This window comes from Microaerobacter geothermalis (assembly GCF_021608135.1).
GTDB classification, from domain to species: Bacteria; Bacillota; Bacilli; order DSM-22679; family DSM-22679; genus Microaerobacter; species Microaerobacter geothermalis.
In genome coordinates this window covers 1-13,278 of the sequence record NZ_JAKIHL010000037.1, presented here as the reverse complement: position 1 = coordinate 13,278, position 13,278 = coordinate 1, and the positions used below count along the sequence as shown (strand labels likewise).

Annotated in this window: 13 protein-coding genes and 1 other annotated feature; all 13 genes read right to left on the bottom strand. The window is 42.9% G+C overall.

The window, feature by feature from the left end; translation table 11 throughout:
* Positions 1 to 21: 21 nt before the first annotated feature.
* The 13 genes from rpsG to rpmG all read right to left on the bottom strand — a co-directional run bounded on the left by rpsG (position 22) and on the right by rpmG (position 13,028).
* Positions 22 to 492: a 30S ribosomal protein S7 gene (gene rpsG / locus L1765_RS12605; protein WP_236407841.1), complete on the bottom strand. Its 471-nt coding sequence runs from the start codon at positions 490 to 492 to the stop codon at positions 22 to 24.
* Between the two features lie 44 nt (positions 493 to 536).
* Complete coding sequence (gene rpsL / locus L1765_RS12600) at positions 537 to 959, bottom strand: 30S ribosomal protein S12 (protein WP_236407840.1); 423 nt, start codon at positions 957 to 959, stop codon at positions 537 to 539.
* Between the two features lie 141 nt (positions 960 to 1,100).
* Entirely contained in the window at positions 1,101 to 1,355 is a 255-nt protein-coding gene (locus L1765_RS12595; RefSeq protein ID WP_236407878.1) for a 50S ribosomal protein L7ae-like protein, read from the bottom strand.
* Between the two features lie 75 nt (positions 1,356 to 1,430).
* Positions 1,431 to 5,072 (bottom strand): DNA-directed RNA polymerase subunit beta', encoded by a 3,642-nt coding sequence (rpoC, locus tag L1765_RS12590; RefSeq protein WP_236407839.1) that lies wholly within the window; start codon positions 5,070 to 5,072, stop codon positions 1,431 to 1,433.
* Positions 5,073 to 5,111: 39 nt separating this feature from the next.
* Complete coding sequence (rpoB, locus tag L1765_RS12585; protein WP_236407838.1) at positions 5,112 to 8,666, bottom strand: DNA-directed RNA polymerase subunit beta; 3,555 nt, start codon at positions 8,664 to 8,666, stop codon at positions 5,112 to 5,114.
* Between the two features lie 216 nt (positions 8,667 to 8,882).
* A complete protein-coding gene (locus L1765_RS12580) occupies positions 8,883 to 9,491 on the bottom strand; it encodes a class I SAM-dependent methyltransferase (protein ID WP_236407837.1) in 609 nt (202 codons plus the stop codon).
* Positions 9,492 to 9,647: 156 nt separating this feature from the next.
* The gene (gene rplL, locus L1765_RS12575; protein ID WP_236407836.1) at positions 9,648 to 10,013 is read right to left on the bottom strand and encodes a 50S ribosomal protein L7/L12; all 366 of its coding nucleotides are present in this window, start codon (positions 10,011 to 10,013) and stop codon (positions 9,648 to 9,650) included.
* Positions 10,014 to 10,082: 69 nt separating this feature from the next.
* Positions 10,083 to 10,580 carry a 50S ribosomal protein L10 gene (rplJ, locus tag L1765_RS12570; protein ID WP_236407835.1) on the bottom strand — a complete coding sequence of 166 codons (498 nt, stop codon included), beginning with the start codon at positions 10,578 to 10,580 and terminating at the stop codon, positions 10,083 to 10,085.
* A 27-nt stretch (positions 10,581 to 10,607) separates the two neighbouring features.
* Positions 10,608 to 10,744, bottom strand: a sequence feature (ribosomal protein L10 leader region).
* Between the two features lie 55 nt (positions 10,745 to 10,799).
* Entirely contained in the window at positions 10,800 to 11,498 is a 699-nt protein-coding gene (gene rplA, locus L1765_RS12565) for a 50S ribosomal protein L1 (protein ID WP_236407834.1), read from the bottom strand.
* Between the two features lie 81 nt (positions 11,499 to 11,579).
* Complete coding sequence (gene rplK / locus L1765_RS12560) at positions 11,580 to 12,005, bottom strand: 50S ribosomal protein L11 (protein WP_236407833.1); 426 nt, start codon at positions 12,003 to 12,005, stop codon at positions 11,580 to 11,582.
* A gap of 61 nt (positions 12,006 to 12,066) precedes the next feature.
* Positions 12,067 to 12,600, bottom strand: a complete 534-nt coding sequence (nusG, locus tag L1765_RS12555) for a transcription termination/antitermination protein NusG (RefSeq protein WP_236407832.1) — start codon at positions 12,598 to 12,600, stop codon at positions 12,067 to 12,069.
* Positions 12,601 to 12,645: 45 nt separating this feature from the next.
* Positions 12,646 to 12,858 (bottom strand): preprotein translocase subunit SecE, encoded by a 213-nt coding sequence (gene secE, locus L1765_RS12550; RefSeq protein ID WP_236407831.1) that lies wholly within the window; start codon positions 12,856 to 12,858, stop codon positions 12,646 to 12,648.
* A gap of 20 nt (positions 12,859 to 12,878) precedes the next feature.
* Entirely contained in the window at positions 12,879 to 13,028 is a 150-nt protein-coding gene (rpmG, locus tag L1765_RS12545; protein WP_236407830.1) for a 50S ribosomal protein L33, read from the bottom strand.
* Between the last annotated feature and the right edge of the window lie 250 nt (positions 13,029 to 13,278).

Below are 13,278 nucleotides of genomic sequence, written 5' to 3'. Positions count from 1 at the left end.
TTCTCCTTTCTTGTTCGAATTTTACCAGCGATAATGGGCAAAAGCTTTGTTCGCTTCAGCCATCTTATGGGTATCTTCACGCTTTTTCACAGAAGCTCCTGTATTGTTCGCTGCATCTAAAATTTCAGCAGCCAAACGCTCTTGCATCGTCTTCTCATTTCTATTCCGGGAATACTGAACTAGCCAGCGCAACCCTAATGTAGTGCGTCTTTCAGGCTTTACTTCAACAGGTACCTGATAGTTGGCTCCACCTACACGCCGTGCCTTTACTTCTAGTACTGGCATGATGTTTTTTAGTGCCTGTTCAAAGACTTCCATTGGGTCGCGACCCGTACGTTCACGGATAATATCAAAGGCGTCATATAAGATAGATTGGGCTACTCCTCTTTTTCCATCAATCATAATCCGATTGATCAAGCGAGTCACCAATTTACTGTTGTAGATTGGATCGGGCAACACATCCCTGCGAGAAACTGGACCCTTACGTGGCATTACGTTTCCCTCCTTTACGATAGTCTTTCATCTATGTGAATCTTTTATGATTTCTTTGCCTTAGGGCGCTTTGTACCATATTTAGAACGTCCCTGCAAACGATTTTGCACACCCGCTGTATCTAGCGCTCCACGCACGATATGGTAACGAACACCAGGCAGATCCTTCACGCGGCCCCCACGCACCAGAACAACACTGTGTTCTTGCAAGTTATGTCCGATTCCTGGAATATAGGCTGTCACCTCGATCCCGTTAGTTAAACGAACACGGGCATACTTACGCAAAGCAGAGTTTGGCTTTTTAGGTGTCATGGTACCTACACGAGTACACACTCCACGCTTTTGTGGAGAACTTAAATCAGTTTGCTCTTTCCGAAAGCTATTATACCCTTTTTGCAAAGCGGGTGATTTGGATTTTTCAATCTTTGCCTTACGTCCTTTTCGAACGAGTTGGTTCATTGTTGGCATATCTGGCACCTCCTTCCCCAAATTTATGTCCACAGATCCAGGTGGTTCATTATTTGGCAAATGAAAAGTTTTTGCCATCACAAGATCGACCGCGCATACCCTGCGATATGCACGGTCCCTTGTATATCAGCAAAAACAAAGCTAACGTTCTTTTCTAATGGCCACCATCGCCGCACCTACATCTATACCGCAGGCTCTCCCCAGTTTTTTCATCGAATCGACATAGCTAAGGGGGACTCCTTTTTCTTGGCACAGTTTTATTGCTCCGGACACAACTCGTTTATCTGCATCACGGGCAATGATCACTTCTGCAACTGAATCTGATTCAATAGCTTTCAGTGTTTGCTTCGTGCCAATGATGGTATTGCTAGCCTGTTTCACTTTTTCATAAGACATTATCATATCCTCCAAAGAGACAGGTTTTTCGGCACACTACAGAATAGTATCATGATGGATAGCCAATGTCAATATTTATTTGACAGTGACCGTTTCCTTCACATTTTCTTCTATCTCTTGATCTTCGGGTTTTCCTTCCGTCTTCATCAAGATATTGCGATATCTTGACATTCCTGTGCCAGCAGGAATCAGCTTTCCGATGATCACATTTTCCTTCAATCCAAGGAGCTGGTCCCGTTTTCCTTTGATTGCCGCATCAGTAAGTACCCGTGTTGTCTCTTGGAAAGAGGCGGCAGACAAGAAAGAGTCTGTTTCAAGGGATGCCTTGGTAATACCCAATAATACCGGAATTCCTTCCGCGGGCTGTAATCCATTGAAAAACGCATCGCGATTTGCATCCTCAAAGTCATGGATATCCACAAATGTTCCGGGAAGCAAATGAGTTTCACCAGCGTTGGTTACACGTATCTTTCTTAACATTTGTCTGATCATAACCTCAATGTGCTTATCGTTAATTTCTACCCCTTGCATCCGGTATACCTTTTGAACTTCTTGAAGGATGTAGTTTTGAACTCCTTGAATCCCTTTCACTTTCAGGATCTCTTTTGGATCAACGGAGCCTTCCGTTAATTCATCCCCTGCTTTTACCTGCTGCCCGACGGATACTTTAATTCGGGATCCATAAGGGATCGAATACACCTTGTTTTCTACACTTCCCCTGATCTCTATCTCCCGGCGATCCTTTCCCTCTCTGATATCAATGATCTCTCCATCAATCTCGGTAATGGTGGCCTGCCCTTTTGGGTTACGAGCTTCAAATAGCTCTTGAACCCTTGGCAAACCTTGGGTGATATCATCGCCAGCTACTCCTCCGGTATGGAAGGTTCTCATGGTTAATTGTGTGCCGGGTTCTCCGATGGATTGGGCAGCAATAATTCCGACGGACTCGCCGATCTCAACCACGTTACCCGTTGCCAAATTTCGTCCATAACACATCTTGCAAACACCATGGCGTGTACGGCAGGTAAATACGGAGCGAATCTTTACTTCCGAAATGCCCGCTTCAAGGATTGCCTGGGCAACATCCTCATCAATAAGTTGATTTCGCTGAACAATTAGATCTCCCGTTACCGGATGCTTAACATTTTGTCCGGCATAACGGCCAACAATCCGATCATAAAGATTTTCAATGGCTTCTTTCCCGTCTGAGATCGCTTTTACCACAAAGCCCTTCGTTTCTAAATTGTTATCTTCACAATCATTTTCGCGTACTATAACATCCTGGGCTACGTCTACCAGTCTTCTGGTTAAATATCCTGAGTCGGCGGTTCTTAACGCGGTATCCGCCAATCCTTTTCTGGCTCCGTGGGTTGAGATAAAATATTCCAATACAGCAAGTCCTTCCCTGAAGTTAGACTTGATCGGCAGCTCAATAATACGGCCTGATGGATTGGCCATCAATCCCCTCATTCCGGCCAGCTGGGTAATCTGAGAAACGTTACCCCGAGCCCCGGAATTAGCCATCATATAAATAGGATTAAATTTATCCAGAGAATTCATTAAGACATTGGTTAAGTCATCCTTCGCTTTACTCCAGATAGAGATAACCCTGTCATAACGCTCTTCATCGGTAATTAAACCGCGGCGGTATTGCTGGAGAACAGTCTGGACCCTGTTTTCGGCATCTTCCAAAATCGTTTTCTTTTCTTCCGGAACCATAATGTCTGAAACGGCAATGGTAATCCCTGCCTTTGTTGAATAGGTGAACCCAAGTTCTTTAATTTTGTCCAACATAATGGAAGTTTCAGTGGTTCCATAACGGCGGAACACCTCAGCAATGATGGTTCCCAAAAATCCTTTTTTCACCGCATCGTATGATTTGACTTGTTTAATAAACTCGGGAACATTGGTTCCTTTTTCAAAAATGAAAAATTCATCTGGAATTCCCTTAGACAAATTTTCCTTAGTTGGTACATTGATAAACGGCAGAGTCCTTGGGAATATCTCGTTGAAAATAATTTTCCCCGGTGTGGTTACAAGCAATGCCTCATATTGTTCAGGCGTGAAGGTACTTTTGTCTTTGCCAAGGGTTTTTGCCGGAACGGCAATCCTTGTGTGAAGAGAAATATGTTTATTAAGATATGCAGCGATGGCTTCATTTCCATCGCGATATACTTTCCCTTCCCCTGGGGCTCCTGGACGTTCAATGGTGAGATAATAGCTCCCAAGAACCATATCCTGGGATGGAGTAACCACTGGTTTTCCATCCTTGGGATTCAGTATGTTTTGGGCAGCCAGCATCAATATTCTGGCTTCTGCTTGCGCCTCTGCAGAAAGCGGAACGTGAACAGCCATTTGGTCTCCATCAAAGTCAGCGTTATAAGCAGTACATACCAATGGATGAAGCTTGATGGCACGCCCTTCAACCAGGATCGGTTCAAAGGCTTGAATCCCTAGCCGGTGCAAGGTTGGGGCACGGTTTAAAAGAACCGGATGTTCTCGAATTACTTCCTCGAGTACATCCCACACTTCAGGATTTACCCGTTCTACTTTTCTTTTGGCACTCTTGATGTTATGGGCAAGCCCTTTGCTGACCAATTCCTTCATCACAAAGGGTTTGAACAGCTCCAATGCCATTTCTTTCGGAAGACCGCATTGATACATTTTTAACTGCGGTCCAACTACGATAACGGAACGCCCAGAGTAATCAACCCGCTTACCCAGCAGATTTTGACGGAAACGGCCCTGTTTTCCTTTCAGCATATGACTTAGGGATTTTAAAGGCCTGTTTCCCGGTCCGGTTACGGGACGTCCTCTTCTTCCGTTATCTATAAGAGCATCTACCGCTTCCTGAAGCATTCTTTTTTCATTTTGAACAATTATATCCGGTGCTCCGAGATCCAATAATCTCTTTAACCGATTGTTTCGGTTGATGACTCGGCGATAGAGATCGTTTAGATCAGAAGTGGCAAAACGACCTCCATCCAGTTGGACCATTGGCCTTAATTCTGGAGGAATCACCGGAAGAACGTCCATGACCATCCATTCCGGTTTATTTCCCGAATTCCGAAAAGCTTCGAGCACTTCCAACCTTTTGATTGCTCTGTTTCTGCGTTGTCCTTGGGCAGATTTTAGTTCTTCCTTTAAAGATTCTACTTCCTTATCCACATCAATTTCCTGAAGGAGTTTTTTTATCGCTTCTGCTCCCATTCCAGCTTGAAAGGCATATCCGTACTTTTCACGATAGCTTCTGAATTCTTTTTCTGAGAGAAGCTGCTTCTTCTCAAGGGGCGTCCCTCCTGGATCAGTGACCACATAAGAAGCAAAGTAAATTACCTCTTCCAAAGAACGCGGCGACATATCCAAAACGAGACCCATGCGGCTAGGAATCCCTTTAAAGAACCAGATATGAGATACCGGAGCGGCCAATTCAATATGGCCCATCCGCTCTCTTCTCACCTTTGCCCTAGTGACTTCGACTCCACAGCGGTCACACACAACTCCTTTATAGCGAACTCTTTTATACTTGCCGCAGTGACATTCCCAGTCCTTTGTCGGTCCAAATATCTTCTCACAAAACAAGCCTTCTCTTTCCGGCTTTAGAGTTCTATAGTTTATCGTCTCCGGTTTTTTAACTTCACCCCTGGACCAGGAACGGATTTTTTCTGGAGACGCCAGACCGATTTGCATGAATTCGAAATTATTCACATCTAACAAGGAGCATACCTCCCTTTATTTATCCCGGATTTACCAATATCACGATTGACCAACTTCAGCGCCTTCAAGATTAAGATTCAGCTTATCCCCGGTGTTCTCATCATCTTCATCAATTTCACGCATTTCAATCTCTTCTTCATTTTCGGACAGGATTTTTACATCCATACCCAGGCTCTGCAATTCCTTAATTAATACCTTAAAGGATTCTGGGACACCAGGTTCAGGAACATTTTCACCTTTTACAATCGCTTCATAGGTTTTAACACGTCCGACAACATCATCTGATTTGACCGTAAGGATTTCTTGTAAGGTGTACGCTGCTCCATAGGCTTCTAAAGCCCAAACCTCCATCTCTCCGAAACGCTGACCACCAAACTGGGCTTTCCCACCCAAGGGCTGTTGAGTCACGAGAGAATATGGTCCAGTGGAACGGGCATGAATCTTGTCATCAACCATGTGTGCCAATTTAATCATATACATTACGCCAACGGTTACGCGATTTTCAAATGGTTCTCCAGTCCTTCCATCGTAGAGGACGGTTTTTCCGTCAGGACTTAAGCCAGCTTCTTCAAGGGTGTTAAATACTTCATTTTCCCTTGCGCCATCAAATACCGGTGTCGCCATATGGATACCCAATGTTTTTGCAGCCATTCCCAAGTGAGTTTCCAACACTTGACCGATGTTCATACGGGATGGCACTCCAAGGGGATTTAATACCACTTGAACCGGCGTTCCATCAGGCAGAAATGGCATATCTTCTTCTGGAAGAATTCGAGCAATAACCCCTTTGTTTCCATGACGTCCAGCCATTTTGTCTCCTTCGGAGATCTTCCGTTTTTGAGCGATATATACCCGAACCAATTGATTGACTCCAGGAGGCAATTCATCTCCGTTTTCTCGGGTAAATACTTTTACATCGACTACGATTCCTGAACCGCCATGGGGTACCCTCAGGGAGGTATCTCTCACTTCCCTGGCCTTTTCTCCAAAGATAGCATGAAGAAGACGTTCTTCTGCAGTAAGTTCGGTAACTCCCTTAGGTGTTACTTTTCCAACTAAAATATCGCCATCGGAAATTTCTGCCCCCACGCGGATAATTCCTCGTTCATCCAAATTTTTCAGAGCATCTTCTCCAACATTGGGAATGTCCCTGGTTATTTCTTCCGGACCCAACTTGGTATCCCTGGCTTCTGCCTCATATTCTTCAATATGGATCGATGTATAGACATCTTCTTTTACTAATTTCTCGCTTAAAAGAATAGCATCCTCGTAGTTATATCCTTCCCATGTCATAAAAGCGACAACGACATTCTGACCTAACGCCAATTCTCCCATTTCTGTAGAAGGTCCGTCAGCAATGATCTCACCGGCTTTAACAACATCACCCTTTTTAACAATAGGACGCTGATTGATACAGGTCCCTTGGTTGGAACGAATAAATTTGTGCAATTTATAACGATCCACATCTCCGGATACCAAGGTGCCATCTACTAATTTCTGTCTGCGGATTCTAATCTCCTTAGCGGTTACTCTCTCAACAACCCCATCATGTTTTGCCAGTATAACCACCCCGGAGTCCTTAGCAGCTTTATGCTCCATGCCAGTACCAACAAACGGAGCCCTTGGTACCAAAAGAGGAACCGCTTGCCGTTGCATGTTGGATCCCATCAAAGCACGGTTGGCATCATCGTTTTCCAGGAAGGGAATCAGCGCAGTTGCCACAGAAACCACTTGCTTGGGTGAAACATCCATAAAGTCAACTCTTTCCCTTGACATGGTAAGGATCTCATCTTTATAACGACAAATCACATGATCGTTAATAAAATTACCTTCTTCATCCAAAGGAGCATTTGCTTGGGCAATCACGTAATTATCTTCCTCGTCTGCCGTTAAATAAACAATTTCCTTTGTCACCTTTCCTGTATCCGGATCCACCCTCCGGTATGGTGTTTCGATAAATCCATATTCATTTATTCGGGCGAAGGTGGATAGAGAGTTAATTAACCCGATATTGGGTCCCTCAGGAGTTTCTATTGGACACATTCTTCCATAATGTGAATGATGCACGTCCCTTACTTCAAATCCAGCCCTCTCCCTTGTTAATCCGCCGGGCCCAAGGGCACTTAATCTCCTCTTATGAGTTAATTCAGCCAAAGGATTGGTTTGGTCCATAAATTGAGAGAGCTGGCTGCTTCCAAAAAATTCTTTAATGGATGCTATCACCGGTCTTATATTAATCAACGCCTGGGGAGTAATCACATTGGCATCCTGGATAGACATTCTCTCCCTGACCACACGTTCCATACGAGACAACCCGATACGGAATTGGTTTTGCAACAGCTCCCCAACCGAGCGGAGCCGGCGATTCCCCAAATGATCAATATCATCCGTACTTCCTACTCCATGCAGCAGGTTTACAAAGTAATTAATAGAAGCAATAATATCTGCAGGGGTGATATGTTTTACATTCTTATCAATCTTGCCATTGGAAATTACATGAATGATTTCGCCGTCTTTTAGAGGTGAGAAAATCTTAATGGTTTGGAGGGAAATCTTTTCGTCTTCCACAACCCCTCCCCTCGGCCTGACTTCCATATAACCAATGCGGGATTCCACATCTTCTCGATCTAAATATTGAACGATTTTATCTAACAGCCTCCTGTCAATGGTCTGGCCTGCTTCAGCAATGATTTCTCCAGTTTCAGTATCAATGATTGTTTCAGCCAGCCTTTGATTGAATAATCGGTTTTTAATATGAAGTTTCTTATTGATTTTGTACCGGCCCACGCTGGCTAAGTCATAGCGTTTCGGATCAAAGAAGCGGGATACCAAAAGACTTTTGGCATTTTCAGCAGTTGGCGGCTCTCCCGGGCGAAGTCGCTCATAGATTTCGATAAGAGCCTTTTCTGTAGAATCCGTATTATCCTTTTCCAAGGTATTTCTGATAAACTCATCTTCTCCCAAAAGGTCGATGATCTGTTGGTCATGGCCAAATCCCAAGGCACGCAAAAGAACCGTCACAGGAATTTTTCTTGTACGGTCGATTCTTACATAAATCACATCCTTGGCATCGGTTTCCAACTCCAACCATGCTCCCCGATTTGGGATAACGGTAGCGGTATAGGTTTTTTTTCCGTTTTTATCTACCTTGGGGCTAAAATAAACACTAGGAGAACGAACGAGTTGGCTTACAATCACCCTCTCGGCACCATTGATAATAAAAGTTCCAGTGTCCGTCATTAAAGGGAAGTCGCCCATAAAGACTTCTTGTTCTTTTACTTCCCCGGTTTCTTTATTAATAAGACGTACTTTCACTCTTAATGGTGCCGCATAGGTTACATCCCTCTCCTTGGATTCATCCACATCATACTTAGGTTCCCCCAAACTATAACCGATGAATTCCAGGACAAGATTGCCTGTAAAGTCCTGAATAGGCGAAATGTCTTGAAACATTTCATTTAATCCCTCTTTTAAAAACCATTCGTAGGACTTTCTTTGGATTTCAATAAGGTTTGGGATATCAAGAACTTCATTGATTCTGGCGTAAGTGCGTCGCTGGCGATGACGTCCACACTGCACAAGATGACCTGTCAACTCATTCACCCCTCATACCGAGTTTTCATAGTACAAAAAATAAAATGGGTTAAAAATAACCACATTTTTATACACAGCAATCCTATTCTTAGAGTTATTTCCAATCTTTATCCATTTCATGCAACATTTTTTCTAAAAACCCCTTGACAATATGTAATTTCTTTAAATAGCTACTCGTTCGGCATTTTAAAACATTATCATAACAATTTGCTGGTGTCAAGAATATTTTATTTTTTTGGCTCTGAAAATTGAATATCCCTTCTTCTTTTCCACTTCTTCCACTTCATCAAATCGATTCGATAAAAAAGAGAAGGCAGATGAGGCACCTTGCTTCTTCTGAATAACAACCCATAAGTAACCGTTTGGATACAAGTGATCATAGCTCCCTGAAAACATTTGATAAATGGTGTTTTTCCCGGCTCGAATAGGAGGATTGATTAGTATATGATGAAATCGTTTCCCTTCCAATTGTTCAAACTGATTGCTTAAGATGACCTCTGCGTTAAACACTTGATTCAGTTGAACGTTCCTTTTTGCCAGTTCAACGGCCCTTTCATTAATATCCGCCATCAGTACTTGGCCTGTTTTTGTTAATGTAGCCGCAACGATTCCAATGGGACCATACCCGCATCCCATATCTAAAATATCCTGGTTTTCTTCCACTAGAATGGTTTCAATTAAAAGACGAGAGCCAAAGTCAATCCTTTGCTTCGAGAATACTCCGGAGTCGGTCATAAATCGGAATGGTCTTCCCCGTAAGGTTTCCTCAATGATCCGTTCATCATGTGCAACTAATGGCTTATTGGAGTAATAGTGTTCATTCATCTCATCCCTTCTTTCTAAATAAATGCTTGTTATAGAAAAAGTACTAACCATTTGCACGAAGGCTGCTCCGAAAACTCAATAGTTTCTCTTGAAGCAGATACAAAAAACCGCCGCCAGCAGCAGAGCCACTATGCAGCGGGTGATTCGATAGGATCGTTACTTTACTTCTACTTTTGCTCCAGCTTCTTCAAGTTTTGCCTTCACTTGTTCAGCTTCATCCTTAGAAATTTTTTCTTTTACAGGAGCTGGGGTACCATCAACCAAAGCCTTAGCTTCTTTAAGACCAAGTCCAGTAATTTCGCGAACCACTTTAATCACATTGATTTTGGAAGCCCCAGCATCAGCAAGAATAACATCAAATTCAGTTTGCTCTTCAGCAGCAGCTTCAGCGGCAGCTCCGCCAACAACAGCAACAGGAGCAGCAGCGGTTACACCAAATTCTTCTTCTATAGCCTTTACCAAATCGTTTAACTCAAGCACAGTCATGCCTTTAATGGCTTCAATAATTTGTTCCTTAGTCATGAAAAAATCCTCCTTTTATTTTCAGATCTAATATAATCAAATGTCTTAAATTGATATACAAGTCTATGATTATGCACCTTGTTGTTCTTTTTGATCGGCAACCGCCTTAGTTGCAAGGGCAAAATTGCGGATGGGAGCTTGAAGAACGCTGAGAAGCATGGACAATAATCCTTCTCTGGATGGAAGGCTAGCCACTTTCTTCACTTCGTTGGAATCAATCACTTTTCCTTCGATGATACCTGCTTTAATTTCGAGGGCATTATGCTTTTTGGCAAACTCAGTTAAGATTTTGGCAGGTGCCACAACATCTTCAAAACTAAAAGCAATGGCTGTTGGACCAAGCAAATGAGGGTTTAATTCTGTCAACTCAGCCTCTGCAGCGGCACGTCTGGTTAAAGTATTTTTGTAAACCTTGAAATCCACGCCTGCTTCACGAAGTTGCTTTCGAAGCTCAGTCACTTCCGCTACATTTAGCCCGCGGTAGTCTGTAATAATCGTACTCTTACTGTCTCTTAGTTTCTGGGTAATCTCAGCAACCAGCTGAACCTTTTCCTCACGAACTGTCATTTCTACACCTCCTGTAATCCTGTTATGATCCAAATGCTAAAAGCCCCCGCAGACACACGGAGGCTCAAATAATATGCACGAACGGCATTCATATGTGAAACCTCGGAAGGATATTAAGCCTGTTTTAAGGCACCTTCTGTCTACGGTTATGCTTTTATTCACTTATAAGGAAGTCTTAATTAAAGCGAGTTAAAACCTCCATTGAACCTCAAGGGAGCCCTACAATGTCGCAATGTTTGATAGGCTAATTCTAACTCCGGGACCCATGGTTGAACTTACAGATACATTTCGAATGTAAACCCCTTTTGCAGCAGCAGGTTTTGCTTTTTTAAGGGCTTCGATCACTGTTTTTAGGTTGTCAACCAATTTATCAGTATCAAAGGACACCTTGCCAATAGGAGCATGGATATTTCCAGCCTTATCTACACGGTATTCAATCTTACCTGCTTTAATTTCCTTTACTGCCTTAGCTACATCAAAGGTAACGGTACCTGTTTTAGGGTTAGGCATAAGTCCCTTAGGTCCTAATACACGACCTAATTTACCTACTTCACCCATCATGTCAGGAGTGGCAACGACCACATCAAACTCAAACCAACCTTGGTTGATTTTATTGATGTAATCTACATCTCCTACATAGTCTGCTCCTGCAGCTTCAGCTTCCTTCGCCTTTTCTCCTTTAGCAAATACTAAAACCTTTTGGGTTTTTCCTGTCCCATGGGGGAGGACAACTGCTCCACGAACTTGTTGATCAGCTTTCTTGGGATCAACCCCCAAACGAACAGCAATTTCTACGGTTTCATCGAATTTAGCAGAAGACAATTTTTTCACTAATTCAATGGCTTCGTTCGCATCATAGGAAGCATTGCGATCTACTTGTTTTAATGCTTCCTGATACTTCTTACCTCTTTTTGGCATTCTTTTTCCTCCTTACTGTGGTATTAACGGCTATACCTCCCACGTATAGGCAATGTCTGACATTGCCTAAAGGAAGCTGGATTAATCCTCAATGACAATGCCCATGCTTCGGGCAGTACCTTCAACCATGCGCATAGCTGCTTCAACACTGGCAGCATTTAAATCCGGCATTTTTAATTCGGCAATTTCACGAACTTTATCACGTTTAACCGTCGCTACCTTTGTCTTATTCGGCTGACCTGACCCAGATTCAATACCAGCGGCTTTTTTCAGCAAAACAGCTGCTGGAGGAGTCTTTGTGATGAAAGTAAAGGAGCGATCTTCAAATACGGTAATTTCAACCGGGATGATTAAACCTGCCTGTTCTTGTGTTCTTGCATTAAATTCTTTACAAAATGCCATAATATTTACACCAGCTTGACCCAAGGCAGGACCTACAGGAGGAGCTGGATTCGCTTTGCCAGCGGGAATTTGCAATTTCACAATCTTAATCACTTTCTTTGCCATGCGACACACCTCCTTATCCGAAATGTGGTATTCGGGAAAAACCCTCCCACTTGGAAACTTCCTATATCTTCTCCACTTGAGCAAAATCTAGCTCAACTGGTGTTTCCCTACCAAACATGTTAACTAAAACTTTCAGTTTTTGCTTGTCATTTTGAATTTCTTCTACAGTACCTACAAAACTGGCGAATGGTCCATCTTTTACTTTTACCTGTTCACGAACCTTAAACTCCACTTTTGGCCTTAATTCTTCCATACCCATTTGTTTTAGGATTGAGGCTACTTCTTCTGGCAATAACGGCGTTGGCTTTGAGCCCGAGCCTGTAGATCCGACAAAACCAGTAACACCAGGGGTATTTCTTACGACATACCACGAATCATCCGTCATAATCATTTCAACGAGTACATACCCCGGAAACACCTTGCGCAGAACAGTTTTTTGCTTCCCATTCTTATTTTCAATTCCCTCTTCAACAGGGACAAGAACGCGAAAGATTTTGTCCTGCATTTCCATGGACTCAACCCGTTTTTCTAAGTTGGTCTTTACTTTGTTTTCATAACCCGAGTAGGTATGAACAACGTACCAATTTTTTTCCATTATAAAAGGACTGTATGTCCTTACCCCCCTTACCAAAATAGACTCTTATCCTAAAATCAAATTGAGTACTTGAGATATCAGGAGATCGATAATCGCAAAGAATATCGTAATAAGCGTGACAACAACAAGCACCACTATTGTGAAGCTTGTTAATTCTTTGCGGCCAGGCCAACGGACCTTTTTCAATTCCATCCATCCGTCTCGGAAGAAATCGGAGGTTTTCCTAAAGCCAGTCCCTATTTTTGCTAGAAAACCCACAACGCCACCCCCAAACTTAATTATCTTGTTTCACGATGAACTGTATGTGAATTGCAAAACTTGCAATACTTCTTCATCTCAATGCGGTCTGGGTTTGTTCGCTTATTCTTTTCCGAGGTATAGTTGCGTTGTTTGCATTCTGTGCAAGCTAGAGTGACCGTAACCCGCATGGTTGTACACCTCCCACTTCCGATTATCGCTTGTACTCTTGTATATATAACTTCTTATACACACGGCTACCTAACATACTTTATCACAAGGGATTTTTCATGTCAACAAGTTCATCTTGGAGTTGTTGAACGTCTGTGATATTGTCATATTGTAACGCATCAGTGAAAATGTCACTATGGGACAGGAGAGAATAACTTTGAGCAAAAAAGAGTTGAAGCGTTACAAAGTCATTGAACAACTGATTCAAGG

Coding starts and splice junctions, on each gene's coding strand:
- rpsG (WP_236407841.1), bottom strand. CDS start 492: ATGCCACGTAAGGGTCCAGTTTCTCGCAGGGATGTGTTGCCCGATCCA.
- rpsL (WP_236407840.1), bottom strand. CDS start 959: ATGCCAACAATGAACCAACTCGTTCGAAAAGGACGTAAGGCAAAGATT.
- L1765_RS12595 (WP_236407878.1), bottom strand. CDS start 1,355: ATGTCTTATGAAAAAGTGAAACAGGCTAGCAATACCATCATTGGCACG.
- L1765_RS12580 (WP_236407837.1), bottom strand. CDS start 9,491: ATGAATGAACACTATTACTCCAATAAGCCATTAGTTGCACATGATGAA.
- rplL (WP_236407836.1), bottom strand. CDS start 10,013: ATGACTAAGGAACAAATTATTGAAGCCATTAAAGGCATGACTGTGCTT.
- rplJ (WP_236407835.1), bottom strand. CDS start 10,580: ATGACAGTTCGTGAGGAAAAGGTTCAGCTGGTTGCTGAGATTACCCAG.
- rplA (WP_236407834.1), bottom strand. CDS start 11,498: ATGCCAAAAAGAGGTAAGAAGTATCAGGAAGCATTAAAACAAGTAGAT.
- rplK (WP_236407833.1), bottom strand. CDS start 12,005: ATGGCAAAGAAAGTGATTAAGATTGTGAAATTGCAAATTCCCGCTGGC.
- nusG (WP_236407832.1), bottom strand. CDS start 12,600: ATGGAAAAAAATTGGTACGTTGTTCATACCTACTCGGGTTATGAAAAC.
- rpmG (WP_236407830.1), bottom strand. CDS start 13,028: ATGCGGGTTACGGTCACTCTAGCTTGCACAGAATGCAAACAACGCAAC.